This is a genomic window from Massilia sp. S19_KUP03_FR1, from assembly GCF_036688685.1.
Lineage (GTDB): Bacteria > Pseudomonadota > Gammaproteobacteria > Burkholderiales > Burkholderiaceae_D > JALYUM01.
This window is the reverse complement of sequence record NZ_JAQQPS010000016.1, coordinates 50,396-72,322: the sequence shown is the minus strand read 5'-3', so window position 1 is coordinate 72,322 and position 21,927 is coordinate 50,396. Positions and strand designations below refer to the sequence as shown.

General features: G+C 63.6%; 21 protein-coding genes. 9 read left to right on the top strand and 12 right to left on the bottom strand.

Annotation, left to right across the window (positions count from 1 at the left end; all coding sequences use genetic code 11):
• Window positions 1-13: 13 nt before the first annotated feature.
• The 8 genes from gspL to V6M87_RS18060 are packed head-to-tail and all read left to right on the top strand — an operon-like array spanning window position 14 to window position 8,407.
• Window positions 14-1,234, top strand: coding sequence for a type II secretion system protein GspL (gene gspL, locus V6M87_RS18095; protein ID WP_332878047.1), 1,221 nt, complete (start codon window positions 14-16; stop codon window positions 1,232-1,234).
• Window positions 1,231-1,752 (top strand): type II secretion system protein GspM, encoded by a 522-nt coding sequence (gene gspM, locus V6M87_RS18090; protein ID WP_332878046.1) that lies wholly within the window; start codon window positions 1,231-1,233, stop codon window positions 1,750-1,752. Before gspL ends, gspM begins: the two co-directional genes overlap by 4 nt.
• Window positions 1,749-2,522, top strand: coding sequence for a type II secretion system protein N (gspN, locus tag V6M87_RS18085; RefSeq protein WP_332878045.1), 774 nt, complete (start codon window positions 1,749-1,751; stop codon window positions 2,520-2,522). Before gspM ends, gspN begins: the two co-directional genes overlap by 4 nt.
• Window positions 2,522-4,813 (top strand): type II secretion system secretin GspD, encoded by a 2,292-nt coding sequence (gene gspD, locus V6M87_RS18080; protein WP_332878135.1) that lies wholly within the window; start codon window positions 2,522-2,524, stop codon window positions 4,811-4,813. The genes gspN and gspD overlap by 1 nt, the downstream gene beginning before the upstream one ends.
• A 7-nt stretch (window positions 4,814-4,820) precedes the next feature.
• Window positions 4,821-6,242 (top strand): type II secretion system ATPase GspE, encoded by a 1,422-nt coding sequence (gspE, locus tag V6M87_RS18075; RefSeq protein WP_332878044.1) that lies wholly within the window; start codon window positions 4,821-4,823, stop codon window positions 6,240-6,242.
• 3 nt (window positions 6,243-6,245) lie between these two features.
• A complete protein-coding gene (gene gspF / locus V6M87_RS18070) occupies window positions 6,246-7,466 on the top strand; it encodes a type II secretion system inner membrane protein GspF (protein WP_332878043.1) in 1,221 nt (406 codons plus the stop codon).
• A gap of 12 nt (window positions 7,467-7,478) precedes the next feature.
• Window positions 7,479-8,150: a type II secretion system protein N gene (locus V6M87_RS18065; RefSeq protein WP_332878042.1), complete on the top strand. Its 672-nt coding sequence runs from the start codon at window positions 7,479-7,481 to the stop codon at window positions 8,148-8,150.
• A 44-nt stretch (window positions 8,151-8,194) separates the two neighbouring features.
• A complete protein-coding gene (locus V6M87_RS18060; RefSeq protein WP_332878041.1) occupies window positions 8,195-8,407 on the top strand; it encodes a DUF7661 family protein in 213 nt (70 codons plus the stop codon).
• Window positions 8,408-8,419: 12 nt separating this feature from the next.
• On the opposite strand, the gene V6M87_RS18055 is transcribed toward V6M87_RS18060, so the two are convergent.
• The 11 genes from V6M87_RS18055 to V6M87_RS18005 form a co-directional block, all read right to left on the bottom strand.
• Window positions 8,420-9,154: a helix-turn-helix domain-containing protein gene (locus V6M87_RS18055; protein WP_332878040.1), complete on the bottom strand. Its 735-nt coding sequence runs from the start codon at window positions 9,152-9,154 to the stop codon at window positions 8,420-8,422.
• 158 nt (window positions 9,155-9,312) lie between these two features.
• A complete protein-coding gene (locus V6M87_RS18050; protein ID WP_332878039.1) occupies window positions 9,313-9,513 on the bottom strand; it encodes a hypothetical protein in 201 nt (66 codons plus the stop codon).
• A 2-nt stretch (window positions 9,514-9,515) separates the two neighbouring features.
• A complete protein-coding gene (gene hslU, locus V6M87_RS18045) occupies window positions 9,516-10,856 on the bottom strand; it encodes an ATP-dependent protease ATPase subunit HslU (RefSeq protein WP_332878038.1) in 1,341 nt (446 codons plus the stop codon).
• On the bottom strand, window positions 10,853-11,404 hold the full coding sequence (gene hslV / locus V6M87_RS18040) for an ATP-dependent protease subunit HslV (protein ID WP_332878037.1): 552 nt from the start codon (window positions 11,402-11,404) through the stop codon (window positions 10,853-10,855). Before hslV ends, hslU begins: the two co-directional genes overlap by 4 nt.
• Window positions 11,405-11,481: 77 nt before the next feature.
• Complete coding sequence (locus V6M87_RS18035) at window positions 11,482-12,774, bottom strand: hypothetical protein (RefSeq protein WP_332878036.1); 1,293 nt, start codon at window positions 12,772-12,774, stop codon at window positions 11,482-11,484.
• 266 nt (window positions 12,775-13,040) lie between these two features.
• Window positions 13,041-13,490, bottom strand: coding sequence for an RNA polymerase-binding protein DksA (gene dksA, locus V6M87_RS18030; RefSeq protein WP_332878035.1), 450 nt, complete (start codon window positions 13,488-13,490; stop codon window positions 13,041-13,043).
• Window positions 13,491-13,641: 151 nt separating this feature from the next.
• Window positions 13,642-14,694: a CobW family GTP-binding protein gene (locus V6M87_RS18025; RefSeq protein WP_332878034.1), complete on the bottom strand. Its 1,053-nt coding sequence runs from the start codon at window positions 14,692-14,694 to the stop codon at window positions 13,642-13,644.
• A gap of 121 nt (window positions 14,695-14,815) precedes the next feature.
• Window positions 14,816-15,733, bottom strand: a complete 918-nt coding sequence (locus V6M87_RS18020; protein WP_332878033.1) for a tyrosine recombinase XerC — start codon at window positions 15,731-15,733, stop codon at window positions 14,816-14,818.
• Window positions 15,733-16,395: a DUF484 family protein gene (locus V6M87_RS18015; protein ID WP_332878032.1), complete on the bottom strand. Its 663-nt coding sequence runs from the start codon at window positions 16,393-16,395 to the stop codon at window positions 15,733-15,735. Before V6M87_RS18015 ends, V6M87_RS18020 begins: the two co-directional genes overlap by 1 nt.
• A 102-nt stretch (window positions 16,396-16,497) precedes the next feature.
• Window positions 16,498-17,769 (bottom strand): porin, encoded by a 1,272-nt coding sequence (locus tag V6M87_RS18010; protein WP_332878031.1) that lies wholly within the window; start codon window positions 17,767-17,769, stop codon window positions 16,498-16,500.
• A 189-nt stretch (window positions 17,770-17,958) separates the two neighbouring features.
• Window positions 17,959-19,020, bottom strand: a complete 1,062-nt coding sequence (locus V6M87_RS18005; RefSeq protein WP_332878030.1) for a porin — start codon at window positions 19,018-19,020, stop codon at window positions 17,959-17,961.
• A 424-nt stretch (window positions 19,021-19,444) separates the two neighbouring features.
• Here V6M87_RS18005 and V6M87_RS18000 point away from each other — a divergent pair, with 424 nt between their 5' ends.
• Window positions 19,445-20,998 carry a tetratricopeptide repeat protein gene (locus tag V6M87_RS18000; RefSeq protein WP_332878029.1) on the top strand — a complete coding sequence of 518 codons (1,554 nt, stop codon included), beginning with the start codon at window positions 19,445-19,447 and terminating at the stop codon, window positions 20,996-20,998.
• Between the two features lie 75 nt (window positions 20,999-21,073).
• On the opposite strand, the gene dapF is transcribed toward V6M87_RS18000, so the two are convergent.
• The gene (dapF, locus tag V6M87_RS17995; protein ID WP_332878028.1) at window positions 21,074-21,925 is read right to left on the bottom strand and encodes a diaminopimelate epimerase; all 852 of its coding nucleotides are present in this window, start codon (window positions 21,923-21,925) and stop codon (window positions 21,074-21,076) included.
• Window positions 21,926-21,927 lie beyond the last annotated feature (2 nt).

Sequence of the window (21,927 nt, the reverse complement as noted above, 5' to 3'; positions counted from 1 at the left end):
AAAGCGAGACGGTTTGAGTACACTTTATATCCGCCATCCAGCCCGCGCTGACGGGCCATCCGCCCTGTGCAGCTTTGCGCTGGTGGGCGATAACGGCACCATCGGGCAGCGCGGCGATGCGCCGCTGGCGAACCTGGGTGACATGGTGGCGGCAAGCCGGCGCGTGGTACTGCTGCTGGCCGGCGGCGACGTGACCCTGCTCGACGTGAAAACCCCGCCCCTGTCCGCCGCGCGCCTGCGCGCCGCGCTGCCCGGGCTGGTGGAAGAACAAGTGCTGGGCGACCCGCTCGACAACGTGCTGGTCGCCGCCCCCGTTTCGGCGGCCGGCATGCGCACCGTGGCCGTGGTCCAGCGCGAATGGCTGACCATGCTGGTGCGCCAGTTGCTGGCGCTGGGCGCACGCACGGTGACGGCATTGCCGGCGCAGTTGTGCCTGCCGCTGGCACCGGGCAGCGTCAGCGCCGCAATTAGTACCAGCGTCGGCGCCGGCGAACTGACCGTGCGCCTGGCCCAATGGCAGGGCCTCGGTCTGGGCCTGGAAGCCACGCCCGAGGTGGCCCTGCAGACGGCGCGTGCGCTGGCGGGCGATGCGCCGCTGGTGCTGTACGTACCGCCTGCGCAACTGGCCGAATACCAGGCACTGGCGGCCGAGGCCGGTCCCGGCATCGAGCTCGCAGCCGATGACTGGCGTTTCTGGGTGGCGGGTAGCAGCAGTGCGCCGCTCGACCTGGTGGCGGGTCTCGGCGCGTCCGGTGCGCCATCGCGCGACTGGGCCAAATGGCGCTGGCCGTTGCGCCTGGCCTTGCTGGCGCTGGTGGTCAATATGGTGGGCCTGAACGTCGAATGGCTGCGCCTGCGCGGCGAATCGAACGCCACGCGCCAGCTGCTGACGCAGACCTTCCGCTCGGTCTATCCGCGCGACCCGGTGGTTGATCCGGTGGCGCAGATGACGCAAAACATCGCGCGCGCCAAGGCCGCTTCCGGGCAGCCGACGCCAGCCGAATTCAACTACATGGCCGCCGCCCTCGGTGAAGCCGCGCGCGGCTTGCCGCAGCCGCTCGCGATTGCGTCGCTCGAATACCGCGAGAAAGTATTGAACGTGAAACTGAAACCGGGCGCGGTCGATCCGTCGCAAGTGAAACAAATGCAGGGCGCGCTGGCCACGCGCAAGCTGGCCATGACCGAGGCCGGCGCCGGCCTCTGGCAAATCCGCGATGCAGGAGTGAAACCATGAAAGCCGTCATGACCAGACTGGCACCGGCGCGCGACCGCTTCGCCGTCATGTGGCTCAGCCGTACCGCCCAGGAGCGCCAATTCCTGACGGTGGGCGCTGCCATCCTCGGCGTCACCTTCTTTTATCTGACCTTGCTGGCGCCCGCCATCGAAGGGCGCGCCGTACTAAAACGCTCGCTGCCGGAACTGAAAATCCAGGCAGCCCAGCTGCGCACCATGGCCGATGAAGCGCGCGCCCTGGCCAGCCAGACGCCGCCGCAAGTGGCGCCGCTGTCGCGCGAAGGCGTCACCAGCAGCCTGGCGGCGCGCGGCTTGAGCCCGCAGGGACTGAGCGTCACGGGCAATTACGCCAAGTTCCAGCTGGACAATGTCGCCTTTGCCAATTTGATGGCGTGGATCGATGAACAGCGTCGCACCAGCGCGCTCGGTGTGGAGGAAGCACAAATTAGCGCGCAGACACCGCTCGGGCAAGTCAACGCCACGCTCACCATGCGTCAGAATAATGGAGCGGGACAGTGAAGAAACTGCTGTTCTGGTTCAGCGTGACCGCCCTGACGGCGGCCTTGACGGTGTGTGCTTTTTTCCCGGCCGCGTGGCTCGCGCCTGTCATCGAACGCCACACCGATGCGCGTTTGACTCTGGGTGACGCGCAAGGTACGCTGTGGCGCGGCTCAGCCTTCCTGGGTGGTGCGCCCGGTCCGGGTGGTGCCGTGACGCCGCTCTTTCCAGGCCGCTTCAGCTGGAGCGTGTCGCCACTGATTTTATTCGGACGGGTCGACGTCACCTTGGCCAATCCGCAAGCGTTGACGCAGGCGGTGACGGTCACGGGCAGCTGGTCAAGCTGGCAGGTCAGCGCGGGCGAATTGCTGTTGCCGGCCGCAAGCCTGGCCGGCCTGGGTGCGCCGCTCAACACGCTGGCGCCATCGGGCAGCATGCGCCTGTCGTGGAATGTGCTCGACCTGGCGCGTGACGGCCAGAGCGTGGCGCTGATTGGTCGCACCGTGCTCTCGATGGCCGACATGGGCTCGCGCATGAGCCCGGTCAGCCCGCTTGGAACGTATGAAATGGCGATGGACTGGCGCGGCCAGAACGCGCAACTGAATTTACGCACTGTGAAAGGTGCGCTGCTGCTGTCGGGCGCTGGAGCGCTCGACCGTGGCCGCTTGACATTTTCCGGGCAGGCCTCTGCCGCGGATGGCTATGAAGAGTCGCTGGGCAACATGTTGAATCTGCTGGGCCAGCGCCGGATGGTGAACGGCAAAAACATAATCGCGTTAGAGTTCAAATGATGAAAAAATCCTCCCGTAACACCCGCACCGCAGTTCTCTCCACGCCGGCCCTGCGCCGCCTCGCTGCCGGCGCACTGCTGTGCTGCGCGTCGGTGGCCATGGCCCAGACCGGCGGCGCGGGTGGCACGTCCGGCAATGGCGCCGCGCTCAATTTCGTGGGTGCCGACATTGAATCGGTGATCAAGGCCGTCGGCCATTACACCGGGATGACATTCATCATCGACCCGCGCGTAAAAGGCACATTGACGCTGGTGTCAGAAAAAACCCTGACCAAGACGCAGGCGTTTGCCTTGCTGACCTCGGCGCTGCGCCTGCAGGGCTTTGCGGTCGTCACCGGCGACGGCTACGCGAAAGTGGTGCCGGAAGCCGAAGCCAAGCTGCAATCGTCGCCGACGAACGTGGGTGGCCGCGGCGCCAAGGTGCAGGGCGACCAGGTCGCGACCCAGATTTTTCACCTTTCCTATGAATCGGCAGCCAACCTGACGGCCGTGCTGCGCCCGCTCATTTCGCCGAACAATTCGATCATGGCCAATCCGGGCAACAACAGCCTGGTCATCACCGATTACGCCGACAACCTGCAGAGACTATCGAAAATCATCGCCGCGCTCGATGCGCCGGTGTCGTCCGACCTCGACCTGATTCCGATCCGCTACGCCATCGCCAGCGATGTCGCCACGCTGGTCACGCGCCTGATGGAGCCGGCCACCGGCGGCGACTCCGGTCGCGTCTCGGTGCTGCCCGACCCGCGTACCAACTCGGTGGTGGTGCGGGCCCCGTCGGCCGCGCGCGCCAACCTGGCCAAATCGCTCGTCGCCAAGCTCGACCAGCCGACCTCGGAAGCGGGCAATGTCCACGTGGTCTACCTGAAAAACGCCGACGCCACCAAGCTGGCGCAAACGCTGCGCGCCGTGGTGTCACAGGACACCTCGGCACCGCAATCCCAGCAGGGCACGCAGGGCGGCTCGGTGCAGACCACCGGCGGCGCAACCCAGGGCTCGGGCGCCAGCGGCGGCCTGCAAGGTCAGAGCGGCACCAACCTGGGCGGCGCCGGCAACACCTTGAATAATCAAACACAGGGCAGCGGTGGCAGCGCGCAGGGTTCCGGCTTCATCCAGGCCGATGCGTCCACCAACACCCTGATCATTACCGCGCCGGAAGCGGTGTACCGCAACCTGCGCGCCGTCATCGAGCAGCTTGACGTGCGCCGCGCCCAGGTTTATATCGAGTCGCTGATCGTCGAAGTGACGTCGAATAAGGCGTCGGAATTCGGCGTGCAGTGGCTCGGTTTGTCCGGCGACAGCAACAGCAGCTACCGCGTCGGCGGCCTGACCTCGTTCTCCAACGGTTCGAACAATATCGTCAACCTGGCGACTGCGGCCGCGTCCGGCACGGCCACATCGACCACGGCGCCGTCCGGCTTCTCGCTCGGCATTTTCAAGCAGGTGGGTGGCGCGCTGGGCTTGGGCGCCATTGCCCACGCGCTGGAAACTGACGGCAACGCCAACATCCTGTCGACGCCAAACATGCTGACCCTCGACAACGAGCTTGCCACCATCAAGGTCGGCAAGAACGTGCCGATTATCAGCGGCCAGTTCACCACCACCAGCGGCACCTCGACCAACCCGTTCCAGACCATCGACCGGCGCGACGTCGGCCTGACCTTGAAAGTGCGCCCGCAAATTTCCGAAGGCGGTACCATCAAGATGGCGATCTACCACGAGACGTCGAGCGTGGATGCATCCACCACAACGTCCGCGGCTGGCATCACCACGAATATCCGCGTCATCGAAAACAATGTGATTGCCGACGATGGCCAGATCATCGTGCTGGGCGGCCTGATCGAGGACACCGAGGGCGACAGCGAGGAACGCGTGCGCGGCCTGGGCGATATCCCGTTGCTGGGCAACCTGTTCAAATACAAAACGCGCAGCCGCAACAAGACCAATTTGATGATCTTCCTGCGCCCGGTCGTGGTGCGCAGCAAGGAAGCGAGTGCCACCATTGCCATGGATCGTTACGACTTCATGCGCGGTGCCGGCCAGGCCGCCCAGCCGGAAACCGGCAACCTCTTGCTGCGCGACCTGGGCGCCCCGGTCTTGCCTGCGTTGAACAACAACGGCCAGCCGCCACCGAACGGCGCGATGGCCCCGCTGCCCGCGCCGACGCCGTCCACCACGCGCGCCGCACCGGGCCAGCCAGGTTCGCAAGTCACACCAGGCCAGCCAGGCATCCGTGGTCAGGTGTTGCCGGCGCCGGGCGAGTTCCGCCCAGTTCAACCGACGCAGCAGTGAGAACATCATGAACAATTTGTTGCCTTACGCCTTTGCACGTGATTTCGGCGTGCTGGCGCGCTCCGGCGACGATGCCACCCAGGCGATCGAAGTCTGGGTCTCCGGCGCCACCGCCCCGGCCGCCATCGCCGAGGTCTCGCGCCGTTTCGGGCGCATTGCCCTGCGCCGCATGGACCGCACCGAACTCGAGGCCGCCATTGCCGGCGCCTACGCGGGTGGGGGCGGCGACGCCTCCCAGGTGGCCGACGAATTCGATGCCGACCTCGACCTGACCAAGCTGCTGCAGGACGTGCCGGCCATCGAGGACTTGCTGGAATCGTCCGACGATGCGCCCGTTATCCGCATGATCAATGCGCTGCTGACGCAGTCGCTGCGCGAAGGCGCATCCGATATCCACATCGAGCCGTTCGAGCAGACCTCGGTGGTGCGCTTTCGCATCGATGGCACCTTGCGCGATGTGGTGCGGCCGCGCAAGGCGATTCATGCTTCGCTGATTTCGCGTATTAAAATCATGGCGCAGCTCGACATTGCCGAAAAACGCCTGCCGCAGGATGGCCGCATCACCCTGCGCGTGGGCGGCAAGCCAGTCGACGTGCGCGTGTCCACCCTGCCGACCGGTCATGGCGAGCGCGCCGTGCTGCGTTTGCTGGATAAAGAAGCGGGCAAGCTCGACCTGTCGCATCTGGGCATGAGCGCCGAGTTGCTGCCGCAGTTCGACAACCTGATCAGCCAGCCGCACGGCATCGTGCTGGTGACCGGTCCGACCGGTTCCGGCAAGACCACGACGCTCTACGCTGCCTTGTCTCGTTTAAATGCGACCACCACCAACATCCTGACGGTGGAAGACCCGATCGAGTACGACCTGGCCGGCGTCGGCCAGACCCAGGTCAACGCGCGCATCGACATGAGCTTTGCCAAGGCCCTGCGCGCAATTTTGCGCCAGGACCCGGACGTGATCATGATCGGCGAAATTCGCGACCTGGAAACGGCGCAGATTGCCGTGCAGGCGTCGCTGACCGGTCACCTGGTGCTGGCTACCCTGCACACCAACGACGCCGCCGCGGCCGTGACGCGTTTGCTCGACATGGGCATTGAACCGTTCCTGCTGTCGTCCTCCCTGCTCGGCGTGATGGCGCAGCGGCTGGTGCGCAAACTGTGCCCGTACTGCAAGCGCAGCGACGGCGTGCACAGCCACGCGGTCGGCTGCGACAAGTGCGGCATGACCGGCTACCAGGGCCGGGTCGGCGTGTACGAGATGCTGCAAACGACCGAGGAAATCCGCGCCCAGATCCACAACCGCGCATCGGAAGCGGAGGTGCGCGCGGCGGCCCAGAAAACCGGCATGAAGACCATGCGCGAAGACGGCGAACGCTGGCTGCGCGATGGCACCACCACGCAAGCCGAGCTGCTGCGCGTCACGAAAGATTAATCCATGCCGGCATTTCGTTATGAAGCCGTCGATACCGTCGGCGCCACCCGCAAGGGTGTGGTCAATGCCGATACGGCGCGCGCCGCGCGGGCCGATCTGCGCCTGCAGGGCCTGGTCCCACTGACCGTCGATGCGATTGCGCACCAGGTCGACGCCACCGGCGCCACCCGTTCCCGCGGCTTCGGCGAGCGCCTGTCGCAGGTCGAGCTGGCGCTGTTTACGCGCCAGTTGGCCAGCTTGCTGGAAGCGGGATTGCCACTGGAGCAGGCCTTCTCTGCCTTGCTGGAGCAGGCTGAGCGCCCGTACGTGCGCGACCTGGTCGCGTCGATCCGCTCGGAAGTGGTGGGCGGCGCGTCCTTCTCCGATTCGCTGTCGCGCCACCCGCGCGACTTCGCCGAAATCTATCGCGCGCTGGTCGCGTCGGGCGAGCAGATCGGTCACCTGGCGCGCGTGCTCACACGCCTGGCCGACTACATCGAGCGCAGGAATGCCCTCGTACAAAAAGTGCGCCTGGCGTTCACCTATCCGGCCATCGTGACGGTGGTGGCGTTTGCCATCGTCATCTTCCTGCTGACCTACGTGGTGCCACAGATCGTTTCCGTGTTTGCCAACACCAAGCAGAAGCTGCCTTTGCTGACCATCATGATGCTGGGGCTGTCGAATTTCGTGAAGGCCTACGGCCTGATGGTGGGGGCGGTGCTGATCGCCGCCTGGCTCGCCTGGCGCCGCGCGTTGCGCAACCCGGACCTGAAACGCCGCTGGCATACCTGGCTGCTGACCGCGCCCGTGTACGGCAAGTTCGAGCGCAGTCTGAATACGGCGCGCTTTGCCAGCACGCTGGCCATCACGATTGGTTCCGGTGTGCCGATCCTGCGCGCACTCGACACCAGCCGCGACACCTTGTCGAACGTGGCCATGCGCGAGCTGGTCGAAGAAGCGTCAGCCAGCGTGCGCGAGGGCGTCTCGCTGGCGCGCGCGCTGTCCGTGCAAAAACACTTTCCGCCGATGCTGGTCCACATGATCCGCGCCGGCGAGATTACCGGCGAATTGCCGGCCATGCTGGAACGCGCGGCCAATTCGCAGCAGCAAGACCTGGAGCGGCGCACGCTGACCATCGCCGGCCTGCTGGAACCCGTGCTGATCCTGGCCATGGGTTTAGTCGTGCTGCTGATCGTGCTGGCGGTGCTGATGCCGATCATCGAAATTAACCAGCTGGTGCGCTAAATGAGGAAGACCATGAAACGATTGCCCCTGCTGGCCACTGTGCTGGCGCTGGTTGCCCTGTCCGCGTCGATTGCCTACTGGCTGATGCAGCTGAACCCGCCACCTGGCCGGCCACTGGCCAACGCCCCGCTCGCCGTGGTGCAGCCGCCCAGCGTCGATGCCGCCGCCACCCTGTTCGGCGGCCAGATCGCCACCGCCGTGGTCAGCAATTACGTGCTGACCGGCGTGATCGCGTCCGGTGCGCAAGGCGTGGCCATCATCGTGGCCGACGGCGGCTTGCCCAAGGCACTCAAAATCGGCCGTGAACTGGCGCCTGGCGTGACCCTGAACGAAGTGTATCCACGCTACGTGACCTTGCTGGACAACGGCATCAGCAAGCGCATCGACCTGGCCCCCGACAGCAAGGCTGCGTCGCCGATGGGAGAAGTGCTGACGGCGCCGGTCTCGTCGCAGCCGGCGGCGCAAGGCGGCGCCCAGGGGCAGAGCGCCGAGCCATCGATGGCGCCCGGGGCGGTGCAGCAGACCAATATGATGACGGGGCAGCCGCCGCAACAGCCGCCATCGGGCCCGTCGCCATCGAACCCGGGCGCGGTGCCGGGCCAGCCAGTGCCGCCGGGGCAAGTGCAAAGCCCGCCGCCGACGCGCAATTTCGCGACCCCGGCGACCGGGAATTCGACGCAGTAAAACTGACGATCGGCACCCCAATCCCTCCTGGCGCGGCGGTCAACATGAAGCTCAATATTTATGGTCGTTTTCATGTTGACGTTCGACGCGAAAACAAGCGGTGGATTGTTTACCGTTCAGAGCTCGGGAAACGGATTCAACTGAACGATGTCGTGGTGCCGTCGGACTTGCTGGAACACGAACTCGCAACATACCTCGATGATATTTTTCACGAATTTGCCGGAGCCGGGCAGAAGGTTGAAGTGATCCAGGACTAACAGGTGCCCGCGTTATGTGCGCCGCAGCGCCGTGAACGCGGCAAACTCCCACGACCTGAATCCCAGCAACAAGGTGTAGCCATCGCGCTCACCCGCGCCCAGGCGCCTGTCGTGGCGGTGCAGGCGCGCCAGGTCGGCCGCCAACTGGCCGATCTTCTGGTTCAGTTCCTGGGCACTTGCCAGCGACAACTGCGCCGGCAGGCACATCAAGGCTTCGCCGGCGCCATCGAAACGACCGCTGAAATAATCTTCCACCGCGTGCTCCCGGAAAAAATGCTGCACCGGGCCGTCCGGCAGCCAGCGGAAGGCATTCGACATGCGCAGGCTGTAGCGGTTCAGTGGTTTGAGTTCGATGAAGCCGAGCCGGTCGAGTTCGGCCAGAAAGCCGATGCACTCGGCTTCCGTCAAGGCATACGTTTCCACCACCTGTTCGAGGCTCCAGTGGCCCAGGCAGCAGATGGCGACCAGCAGCAGGCGCGGTTTGCTGACTAGCGACTTTTCCTGGGGCAGGGTGAGGGTGTCGGCCTGGGGGCGGGCGTCGGTGGCGCGGCGCAGGACGTCGTCCATGCCAATGCCGGCCGCCTGGCAAATCTGCGCCAGCCGCGACAGCGCCATGTCTTTCTGGCCGAACAGGCGCTTGACGCTCGATTCGCTCATGCCGATGCGTTCGGCCAGGGTGCGGTAGGTGATGCCAGCCGCGCGCAATTGCGTGCGCAGCACGTCGATGATCAACTCTGGGGAACTCAAAACAGGCCTCGGCACAGTGAAAGGTATCGGAAAACGCACCTCAATGTACCGGGATTTGATACTTCACACAAGCAATTGGCTACGCCTGCCTGCGAGGGCGACACTGTCGCAAGGCCTGATCGCGGACGCCGCCATGGCGTCCGCAGGCGGCCACACTTTTACTCTTCTTCCGGCTCCAATTTCACCTTCTTCAAAGCCTGCTTGGCAGCCTGGCGCTGCGCGCCCGTGCCGGGCGTGTGCGAACCGGCGGCGCGGGCCATGGCGGCCTGCGCAACCGGGTTGCGTGGTTTTAGCGCCTGCTGCGACGGTTCAATCCGCAAGCGCATTTTTTGCCGTGTGGCCAGGCTTTTGTTTGCCATGATTACAGCACGTAGCGCGACAAGTCCTCGTTTTCGGACAGTTTGTCGAGCCGGCTGTTGACGTAAGCGCCGTCGATGGCCAGTTCCTTGTTGCCGGCGTCGCTCGCCGTGAACGAGATTTCCTCGAGCAGTTTTTCCATCACCGTGTACAGGCGGCGCGCGCCAATGTTTTCGGTGCGCTCGTTGACGGAAAACGCGATCTCGGCCAGGCGCGTGATGCCGTCCGGGGCGAACTGTAATGTCACGCCTTCGGTGGCCAGCAGCGCCTCGTACTGCTTGGTGAGACAGGCGTCCGTGCCGGTGAGAATCGATTCGAAGTCGGCGATCGACAGCGATTCGAGTTCCACGCGGATCGGGAAGCGGCCCTGCAGTTCGGGAATCAAATCCGATGGCTTGGCCAGGTGGAACGCGCCGGACGCAATGAACAGGATGTGATCGGTCTTGATCATGCCGTACTTGGTGTTTACCGTGGTGCCTTCCACCAGCGGCAGCAGGTCGCGCTGCACGCCCGCGCGCGAGACTTCGGCGCCGCCGTGTTCGGAGCGCGAGGCGATCTTGTCGATTTCGTCGAGGAACACGATGCCGTTCTGTTCAACGTTGAAGATCGCTTTCTGCTTCAACTCTTCATCGTTGACCAATTTCGCCGCTTCTTCGTCGATCAGGATCTTCATCGCATCCTTGATCTTCATTTTGCGGGCTTTCTTGCGGGCCGCGCTGGCGCCAGCGAACATCGACTTGATTTGCTCCGTCATTTCTTCCATGCCGGGCGGGGCCATGATTTCCATCTGCGGATTGGCGTCGGCCACATCGATTTCAACTTCGCGATCATCCAGCGCACCTTCACGCAGGCGCTTGCGGAAGGTCTGGCGCGTCGTATCGCCTTCCTTGGCATCGTTCGAGGCGCTGCTGACATTGAAACCGAAGTCGCGCGCCGGCGGCACCAGGATGTCGATGATGCGGTCTTCGGCTGCATCTTCGGCGCGCTGGCGCACTTTTTTCATTTCGGTGGCGCGGGTTTGCTTGATGCCGATGTCGATCAGGTCGCGGATGATGGTGTCGACGTCGCGCCCGACGTAGCCCACTTCGGTGAACTTGGTCGCTTCGATCTTGATGAATGGCGCGTCGGCCAATTTTGCCAAGCGGCGCGCGATTTCCGTCTTGCCGACGCCGGTGGGGCCGATCATGAGGATGTTTTTTGGCGTGATTTCGTGGCGTAGTGGTTCTTCGACCTGCTGGCGGCGCCAACGGTTGCGCAGCGCAATGGCCACGGCGCGCTTGGCGTTAGCCTGGCCAACCACGTGTTTGTCGAGTTCGGAAACGATTTCCTGTGGGGTCATGTTCATGTGCTCGCTCCGTCGCTCAGCGTTTCAATGATGTGGGACATATTCGTGTAGATGCACAGCTCGCCAGCGATGGTCAGCGCTTTCTTGACCACTTCCGCCGGCGACAAGTCGGTGTTTTCCTGCAGGGCCTTGGCGGCCGACTGGGCGTAGATGCCGCCCGAACCGATGGCGCCGATGCCGTCTTCGGGTTCCAGCACATCGCCGTTACCTGTGATGATGAGCGTGACTTCGCGGTCGGCGACCAGCAGCATGGCTTCGAGTTTGCTCAGCATACGGTCGGTGCGCCAGTCCTTGGCCAGTTCGACCGAAGCGCGCAGCAGGTTGCCCTGGTGCTTTTCAAGCTTGCCTTCGAAGCGATCGAGCAGGGTGAAGGCGTCGGCGGTGGCGCCGGCGAAACCGCACAGCACCTTGCCGTTGTAGAGCTTGCGCACTTTGCGGGCCGAGCCCTTCATGACGACGCTGCCGAGCGTAACCTGGCCATCGCCGCCGAGGGCGACTTCTGCGCCGCGCCTGACCGTGACGATGGTCGTACCGTGAAATTGTTCCATTTATCTGCCCTATTTGTAATCTAGCCCTTCAAAATTGGGGGCAGGACCGTCAAATTGCAAGCCAGCGAAATGTGGAATTAATATTTGTGCGGGTAGAGGCGTGCGCAGTCAGCGCCGCCGAGCAGGCGCAGCAGTTCCATGACGAGGTGATTCAGGTTGCGCAGTTCGACTTGCACCTTCTCTTGTTGCAGCGCACGCAATTTCTCCACCAGCAAGGCGGCGCAGCCGTAGTCGACGCGCACCAGGCGCTCGCAATCGAGCACGGCCGGATTGTTACTTGATCCGTAGGCACCGATCGCGGTGAGCAGGAAGGCGCAGTTGCCATCGATGACGGCGGGCAGCATGAAGTGGTCACCGGCTGCGGCGCCGCCGCTGGCGGGCGCGGCGCCGGCCACGTGGTCGGCCGGCTCAAACGACGGCGGCGAGACCTCGAACGTGACACAGTAATCCATGGCCGCTTCTTCGAACTCCTTTTCCTGGTGCAGGATTTGCAGCAGTTCGATGCGCAGCAGCCAGGGTGAGGCGCCGATGGTGGTGTCGCCGACGATCAGGGCCGGGCGCAACAGGTTGGCCAGTATTTCGGCGCCGGCCACCACCAGTGGCCGTTTTTGCTTGCGCAAAGCCTGCAAAGTGGCCAGCAGGCGCGCGCAGCCGATATCGGTGACGGCGCGCACCTGGTCGAGTTCGATGCGCAGCACGGGGCTGTTGGCCGGCGCGGCGACCAGGCGCGCCAGCATCGGCACGCTGCTCTCGTCGAGCATGCCCGACAGCACGGCCGTCGGCGCCACGCCGCTGCCACCAGCCGCACCGCTGGCGCGCGGCTGGTAGGCCGGTGGCGAGGTTTCGAAATTGCTGGCGTAGTCGATGGCCATGCTGTTGAAGGCTTCTTCGCGGCCTTGCACCTGGTACAGGTCGAACAACATCCACCAGACGCGGTGCTCGCTGCGGCCGCTGCCGGCCAGGCTCTCGAGCAGCATGCCTTGCGCCGCGTCTTCCTGACCGTTGGCGTACAGGATGGCGCTCTCTTCGACCGGGGCGCTGGCTGGCGCCACCGCCGCTTGTGGCGCGTCGAATATGGAGTGCATGCCGGTTGGGTCGCCCAGCGTCAGCGTGGCGCCGGTCGGCTGGACGACGTGGTGCGGCTGCGGACTGCCCCAGGCTGGCTCGGGCTGGTTGAAGATGTCGGATGCCATTTCCATTTCGATGGCATCGATTTTGGCTGCTGTGGCGCGGGAAATTTCACGCTGGCGCTCGCGGTCGGCTTCGGTGATGGCGGCCGTGGGGCGCGTGGACTCACCGGTGCGCGTCACCGTGTCGATGGCGCTGTCCGGGTTGTCACTTTTTCTCGAAAAGAAGGAGAAAAGACCCACTGCTAGTCCTGTCGCGTTGTGTTAAGAACCTGTCCCTACCTGCCGAGATAGGTAATGGATATGACGTTAGCACAGCCGCACTGAGAACGCGGTGCGCGCACGTGCGCCGTGTCAATCAGGCGGCTATGCCAAGAATGAAGCGCTAGTGTAGCCGATGAGCAATAAGATGTGTCGTACTCGCGCATCGTCATGCACGCGCAGCGCAAAAAAAAGCACGCGCCGCAGCGCATGCCTTTTTCTGTCCGCGGTGTCTGGCGGTGAAAACGTCAGTCGCCGTACAGTTTTTGTTTCAGTTCGCGGCGTTGCTGGGCTTCCAGCGACAGCGTGGCGGTCGGGCGTGCGATCAGGCGCGGGATGCCGATCGGCTCGCCCGTTTCTTCGCACCAGCCGTAGTCGCCGCCGTCGATCGACGCGATCGATTGCTGGACTTTTTTCAGCAGCTTGCGCTCGCGGTCACGCGTGCGCAGTTCGAGCGCATGCTCTTCTTCGATGGTGGCACGGTCGGCCGGGTCCGGCACGAGGACGGTCTCGCGCAAGTGCTCGGTGGTTTCGCCGGCATTTTTCAACAGGTCTTTCTCGAGCTGCTGCAGGCGCTGCTTGAAGAAGGCCAGTTGGGCCGCATTCATGTAGTCCTGCTCGCCCATCGCACGGATTTGTTCTTCCGAGATGATTTGCTCTTCAGCTGGAGCGCTGTTCGATTTGCTAGTTTTCGTCATGACTTACTTACCTTCGATGCGACAGAGGTTTCCATATTATCAGTTAGCTCAGCAGTAACACCGGATCGCACTGGGTGGCTGGGCTGCTGTACTTTTGCTAGTGCGTTCTTGCTCGAAGGCACTTGGCTTGGTTCTCCAAAACCGGGACAGTTTATACCAAACACTGCTCCAAACCGCGGATAAACACGTCTTTCGGTAAATTCTTGCCAATAAAAACCATCTTGCTGCCACGTTGCTCATGTTCGGCCCATTTTGCGCCCAGGTCGCTGCCCATAATCTGGTGCACACCCTGGAACACGACCTTGCGTTCGGCTCCTTCCATCAGCAACACGCCCTTGTAGCGCAGCATGCGCGGGCCGAAGACATTGACCAGGCTGCCCAGGAATTCATCGAGGCGCTGCGGGTCGAATGGCCGGTCGCTCTTGAACACGAAGGCGGCGATGTCGTCGCTGTGGTGGCTGCTGTGGTGGTCGTGGCTGTCGTGTTCGTGGTCGCACGACTCGGTGTGCACGTGTTCGTGGTCGTGTTCCGATGCGTACGCTTCGTCGGCGGTGAGGAATGCCGGGTCGAGGTCGAGCTTGTCGTTCAAATTGAAACCGCGCAGGTCGAGCACGTCGGAAATGGGAGCATCGCCGAAATTGCTGGTGGAAATGGGCGCGCGCGGGTTGATGCGTTTCAGGCGAGCGGTCAGCTCGGCCAGTTGTGCGGCGTCGACCAGGTCGGTTTTCGACAGCAGGATCTTGTCGGCAAAGCCAATCTGGCGCTGCGCTTCTTCGTGTTCGTCCAGTTGCGCCATGGCGTGGCGCGCATCGACCACGGTGACCACGGCGTCGAGCAGGTAATGCACGCCAACGCCTTCGTCGACAAAGAACGTCTGCGCCACCGGGCCTGGATTGGCCAGACCCGTGGTTTCGATGACAACATGGTCGAAATCGAGTTCGCCGGCGTCGCGTTTTTGCGCCAGGCTCGTCAACGCCACGATCAGGTCGCCGCGCACGGTGCAGCAGATGCAGCCGTTGTTCATCTCGATGATGTGTTCGTTGCTGTCCTGGACCAGGATTTCGTTGTCGATGTTTTCCTGGCCAAATTCGTTTTCGATGACCGCAATGCGCAAGCCATGCGGCTCGTGCAGGATGCGGTTGAGCAGCGTGGTTTTGCCGGCGCCAAGAAAGCCGGTCAGGATGGTGCTAGGTATCAATGCCATGGAGTGCCAGTCAAATCGGGTGAAGCCAAACGCGGCTTTTAGAACCAGCGATTATGCCGGAATTCACAGCGTGCTTCATCCCGTCCGCGTGGGCTTGATGCAAATCATGCGTACTGGGTAGTTATTTACTTTTCGCGCGCGGGTGCGCCTGGTCGTAAACGGCGGCCAGATGTTGGAAATCGAGCGCCGTGTAGACCTGGGTCGAGGTGATGCTGGCGTGGCCCAATAGTTCCTGCACGGCGCGCAAGTCGCCCGACGACTGCAGCAGGTGCGACGCAAACGAGTGGCGCAGCACGTGCGGGTGGACGTGCACCGGGCTGCCGGAAAGGATCGCGTGCTGTTTCAGGCGCTGCTGGACGGCGCGCGGCGTCATGCGGGCGCCGCGCGCCGTCAAAAACAGCGCCGCGCTGCCGTCCTGCGCCGGCGGGCGCACGGCCAGCCAGGCGGCCAGTGCCGCCCGGGCCGGTGCACCGACCGGCACCCGGCGCATCTTGTTGCCTTTACCGGTGACCACGACGTCGCCGCCGGCCAAGTCGTACCAGCTGAGCGACTTGGCGTCGGTCCAGGCCAGGTCCAGGCTGGTCAGTTCCGACACGCGCAGGCCACTTGAATACAACAGTTCAAACATGGCGCGGTTGCACAGTTCGGCCGGCTCGGGGTGGCCATGGGTGTTGGCGGTCATCAGTTGCACCGCGGCGTCCACCGACAGGGCTTTCGGCAAACCTTTGGCGCGGCGCGGGGCGCGCACGCCGTCGACCGGGTTGGCAGCCAGGCCAGCGTGCTCGGCCAGATAAGCGAAAAAGCCACGCCAGCCGGACAGCAGGCGCGCAATGGTGCGCGGCGACATGCCTTCACCGTGCAATTTGGCGGCGTAGCGGCGGATCATGGCGTGCTCGACCGTCTCGATCGCGGCCGGCTCGCACAGGCGCGCCAGCACGGCCAGGTCGCGGCGGTAGGCCGCCACGGTATGGGGCGACAGGCGGCGCTGGGTGGCCAGTTGCGCCAGGTAGCGCGCGGGCCAGTCCAGCTCGCTCGACATCAGCTGCGCAGGCCGGCCAGCGCGACGCTGGCGGTTTCACCGATATGGGTCAGGAAGTCGGTGCCCATGTCGCCCGTAAAACGCTCGGGATCGGGCGAGCCGAGGATCAGCAGGCCAAAGGCGTGGCCGCCGGCCGTCAGTGGCAGGATCACGGTCGAGCGCACGACGGACGCATCTTCGAGCCAGCGCACGGCTTCAAAATCGTGGTTGCTGCCGCAGTAGGGCGCGCGCAGGCTGTTGGCGAAGATGCGGGCATCGTCCGAGACACCCTGGGCGAACCAGTTGGTGCTGTGGCCGTCGGCCACTTCCCACAGGCGCAAAGTCGCTTGTGGGACATTGAAATTCGATTGCAGGCCGGCCAGCAGGGCGCGCGGCATGTCGCCGGCGTCGTGGGCGCGCAACAGATCCTGGGTCCAGCCGTGGAAACGATTGGCGATGGCCGCGTTGTCTTCGGCGATGCGGGTCAGCTCGCTCATGCGCAATTCGAGTGCGGCATATTTTGAACGCATCACTTCCATCTGCCGTTCTTGCAGTGACACGGTCTTGCCGGTCAGCGGACTGGTCAGCTTGACTTGCCCCAGCAGCGCCACGTGCTCGTCAAAAAAAGCAGGATGGTCGGCCAGATAGGCGGCGACGGTGGCGGAATCCAGTGTTGCGGTCATCGGATGCAATCATGATTAAATAAGTGACTGCAATTTTAACCGAGGGGCCGTGCATGGACGGCCCCATCCGCGAAAAAGACGCCCGCGGGCGTCTTTCATGGATCAGAAGCGGTGGCGGATACCGACTTGCAGGGCGCGCCCGGTGTCGCCAGGCGTTTTCAGGAAGCCTCCCGGCGCGCCGGCCGTGCCCGGCGCGTACTGGCCGTCGTTCTGGTTGTTGATCTGCGCAACGACGGTATAGATGTCGGTGCGCTTGGACAGGTTGTAGTCGTAGCCGAGGGCGAACAGTTTGGCATCGCTGTTCGAGCTGGTGCGGTCATCCTGGAGCGCATACGAGGCCATGATGCGTCCGGCGCCGATGCGATAGTGCAGACCGAGCTGGTAACTGGCGGAGTCCTGCTGGGTGTTTAAATTGATATTGGTGACGAAGACATTGCGCAGGGCAGCTGCGGTGGGTGCGCCGAGCGGGGCCAGCAAGGGCGCGACGGTGCCATCCCAGCCAGCAATGTAATCGGCCACCAGCACGGAGTGGGTGTTGCGCTGGCTATGGTAGCCGGCAAAGAATTTCCAGGCGTCCAGCGTGTACGAGCCGCCGACAGTGATGGTGCGCAGACTTGGACGGTCCTGCTGGTCGTAGCCGTGGTTGTAGCCAATGCCCACGTCGAACGCGTTGGCTTTATAGGTCATCGCGCCGGCGCGGAACTTGTTGTAGCGGCCCAGGTAGCCCGAGTTTTTGGCGCCGTACATCAGCGAACCGCCCAGGCCGTTGGGCAGGGAAATGCGGTACTGGATCGATTCTTGCGAGCGGATGTCCGCGCCCAGCGCCGTGAAGCCTGCGGTGCCGCCGGTGATGCCGCCCCAGGTGCCGGCCGTGCCCGATTCGAACGCATCGGCGGCGGCGAACACTTCATAGCTTGGCGTGTACATGCGTCCAATCAGCACCGCGCCCATCGGGGTAATCAGTCCCACCATGGAGGTGCGGTCGAACAGGGCCTTTTCGGGATTGACGGCCGGTGCGCCGGGCACCTGGAACGCGCTGCGCAGGCGCTGCACGACGGCGGCCGGAATGGCGCCCATGCCGCGGGTCAGGTACAGGCCCTGGTTGTCGTTGATCAGTGCTGGGGTCTGGGTGCCGGTATCGAGCTCGATCCGCGCTTCGAGGTTGAACACGGCCTTGTAGCCGTTGCCCATGTCCTCGGTGCCTTTGAAGCCGATGCGCGAGCCATCGGCGATGCCGCTGGCAATGCGGGTTGGGCCGTCTTTTTGAAACATGACGCCGGCATCGGCGATACCGTAGATGGTGACGTTCGATTGCGCCATAACAGGGCAAGCGAATACGGCGCCGATCAGCGCGGCGAGGGTGCGAATTTTCATGAAGTCTCCGTTGTTTTTTGTATGCACTGCTGAAGCGAATATGCCATCGATTCGCAGGGCTGTACAGCCAGAACGGCGGCTTCATCGCCGGTTGCATGATACGTTGTCGATTAACAACGACACACAATGAAGAAGGGCGAACCCGGTTGCCCGGATTCGCCCTTCTTGACTACCTTACGGCTTCAACAATCAGAACGAGTGGCTGACACCGACGTCGTAGTGGTTGACCGTCGACGAGACGGTCGTGGTGCCGACGGCGGCTTCTTTACGTGCTGCATCGAGGTAGATGTAGGTGCGCTTCGACAGGCTGTACTCGTAACCGAGCGACATTTGCTTGGTCACTGGCTGGCCGTCAGGTGTTTTGCGGCCATAACCGGCCAGCAGCTTGCCCGCACCCATCGTGTAGTTCGCGCCCAGTACCCAAGCTTTGACTTCCGGGTTCACTGAAGCCGTGTGGTCACGGTCCTGGTGGGTGTAGGTACCCATCAGTTTCAGTTCCGGCATGACCAGGAACGATGCGCCAACCACGTACATTTTGGTTTCGACGGCGTTACGTTCGTAGGCCAGCATCGCGCCCAGCGGGCCGTTGCTGTAGGTACCGTTCAGCGAGAACGGGTTGCTGCTGGCCTGCGCGTTGGCAGCGTACTGCGGCAGCGTGGCGGTGCCGCGGCCGATGATGATCGGGCCACTGTTGGCTTCTTTGGTGCCGACGGCGCTGTTGAACTGGAAGCCGCTGAAATTCGGGGTGTTGTACCAAATGGCGTTCGACCAGCGGTTGCCGGAGTTACCGGTAGCGCTCAGTGGATCCGAGGTGTAGCCAGCGACGCTCAGGTCGGTATAGAAACCGGCTGGCGATGGCAGGCCGTGGAATGGCTCGAAGGCCATGATGGTTTCCTGCATCGGGGTCAGGCCGCGACCGATGCGGACCATACCGAAATCACCTTGCAGGCCGACGCGCGATTGGCCCTGGAACAATGGACGCTGAGCAGTGCCAGCAGCATTGGTTTCGACGGTGCCCGTGTCTGGCTCGTAGCGCATTTCCAGTTGGAAGATGGCTTTCAGGCCGTTGCCGAGGTCTTCGCTGCCCTTGAAACCCAGGGTGTTCGAAGCGCGCTTGCCAATGGCCAAGGTCTGGTCGCTGCGTTTGACGAAACCTGCGTCGATGGTGCCGTAGATCTGGACGTTGGATTGGGCTTGAGCGATGCCGGCGAATGCGCCCAGCAGTGCTACTGCCAACAGTGATTTTTTCATTGTAGTGATGTCCTTAAATTGAATCAGTATTCCCAGGGAGGCATCGAGTCGTTGCTGAATGCTCTGTTAGGTGAACCTTAAATGCTTGTTGCGTCAAGATTACCGGATTGGTCAATTATGAACGGTGCTCTTAGTCGAAAGCCAATAATTCGCTTTCGGCTGTTGTATTTTGGTGACTAAAGGTCGAACACTGCACCAAAAGTGTGCCAAAACGAAACCAAGACATGGATGATGTTGCCACAGAGTATCAGTTACCAACCTTGCGCCGCATCAAAGGATGGCACGTTCCGTCCGGCCTGCGCGGCGCGCTGGCTTAGACTGGCCCCACATCGGTGCGTAAAGCATCGCAACGCAGCGTTAGTGTTGTTTCTTGGCAACTGTAGCTGCCCCGTTGTATCATTCCTACTCACTTTGACAATCCATCATGGCTAACCGAGAAGAGCTGGCGATCATCCGCGGTGCACGTTCCGGCAATGCAGCGGCGCAGCTGACATTGGGCGAACGCTATTTGTTCGGCAGTTCCGGATTGCCGCGCAGTTTGCCCACTGCGCTGCATTGGCTCGATCGCGCGGCGCGCCAGGATTGCGCATCGGCGTGGGAACTCATCGGTAACCATGTACCGCTGGAACTGGCGCGCCAGAGTCCCGGTCCGGTATTGCAGTGGTACGAACGGGCCTGGCGCGCCGGCGTAGCGCGCGCGGGCCTGGTCTATGCCCAGCTCGCGTTGGGGCCGCGCTGCCCGGCCGCGCCCAGCGGCGCCGACGCCAGCGATGTGGTGCGCGCGCTCGAGACTGCCGCGCAAGCCGGATTTCCCGAGGCCCAGTGGATGCTGGCGCAGCGCCAGGCCCATGCCGCCGTGGCGCCCGGCGCCGGTACTGCCGTGGCGCCCGCCGCCAGCGCAGCCAGTCCCTGGCTGCAGCGCGCCGCCGAGAGTGGCGTGGCCGAGGCTCGTTTTGCGCTGTTCGAAGAGGCGTGGGCTGCACAGGAATGGCCCCTGTATCTGGCGCGCAGCCTGCCGGCGGCGCGCGCGTTGCTGGAAGCGGCGCACAAGCTGGGCCGGGCCGCGCCGCGTCTGGCCCCGGCCGAGGTGACCATGGTGTCGCGCTGCGCGCGCCTGCTGTCCGAGGGTGTCGCCGTCGACGCTGCCGGCAGCACCGGCCCCGACGAAGTACACCGCCTGTGGGAACTGGCTGCTACCGAGCAGGACGCACATGCCCAACTGGCGCTCGGTTTGTGGTGGGCGCGCATGGGTGTCGACGGCCGCCGCGACGACGCGCTGGCCGGCGCCGCCAACTTCAAAAAAGCCATCCGCTGGCTGGAGCAGGCGGGCGAGCAGGGCCTGGCGCAAGCCTGGTTCGCCCTGTCGCGTATCTATATGAAGCCGGAATTTTCGCAGCGCAATATCGCCGATGCCCAGGGTTTCCTGGAGCGCGCCGCCGTCATGGGTTATCGCGAAGCGCAGTTTGAATGCGGCAACCTGGCCTGGCGCGCACGGCGCGACCATGCGGGCAACGACGTATTGGCCGTGTTCTGGCTGCAAAAAGCCGCCGCCCAAGGGTGCGACCAGGCCACGGCCATGCTCGACAAGATCGCCCCGCGCTGCGACGGTCCGCTATTCACTGAAACCGGTGCGCTGGCGGCGCGGCGCGATCTGTCGACCGTGCAACCCTTGCTGGCGGCGCGTCTGGCACTGGCCGCCCTGTTCCAGCTGACGCGTGCCGAAGCGTTACTGTTGGATATCAAGGCGGCCGACCGTGGCCACTGCCTGGTGGTCGATATCCGCGCCAGCTACGGCCGCAGCAAGCGCCGCCTGGTGCAAATCAACCCGGTGCAGCGTCAGCGCTTCGACCAGATTCTCAGCGTGTTTGGCAATATCGATACCGGCCCGACTGGCCCCGAAGGAAATTATCGCCAGCGCCTGTATCGCCTGCGCACCTCCATTCCGGAAGCTGCGGCCGAACTCGACATGGCGGCGTAAGGCATCCAACAACCGTACTCACCTGCTTTTTCAGCGGGGCGAGCGACGAACAATCGGTGCATCGCCTGCCGTCGTCTAAAGCGTGATTTCACCTTTGAACACCGTGACGGCGGGACCGCTCAGATAGACCGGATGCCCGGGGCCGGCCCACGCAATCGACAAATTGCCACCGCGCGCGGCGACTTTTACCGGCGAGTCGAGCAAGCCGCGGCGGATGCCGGCCACCACTGCCGCGCACGCGCCAGTGCCGCAGGCGAGCGTCTCACCAGCGCCGCGTTCAAATACCCGCAGCTTGATTTGCTGGCGATCCACAATCTGCATGAAGCCCGCATTAACCCGGCGCGGGAAACGCACATGCGTTTCGATCAGCGCACCCGTCGCTTCCACCGGCGCAGTGTCGACATCGTCGACAACTTGCACCGCATGCGGATTGCCCATCGACACGACGGAAAACAGGACAACATCAGGGCCGATCTGTAATGGCCACAACCTGTCCACACCCTGCGCCACGCCATCCAGTCCGGCCGCGTCGAACGGCACGGCGACCGGATCGAGCACCGGTGCGCCCATGTCCACGGTGATACTGCCATCGCTTTCCAGGCGCGGCGCGATGATGCCCGCCATGGTTTGCACCCGAATGGTGTCAGCCGTCGAGAGGCCCTGGTCGCGCACGAAGCGGGCAAAGGCGCGCGCACCATTGCCGCATTGCTCGACTTCGCCGCCGTCATTGTTATAGATGCGGTAGCGGAAATCGGCGCCGGCAACCGTCGGCTGCTCCACCACCAGGATCTGGTCTGCGCCAATGCCGAAGCGGCGGTCGGCCAGCTGCGCCCACTGTTGGGGCGTGAAATCGGCGGGGGTTCGGGTGGCATCGATGACGATGAAATCGTTGCCGGCGCCGTGCATCTTGGTGAATTTAAGGTTCATAA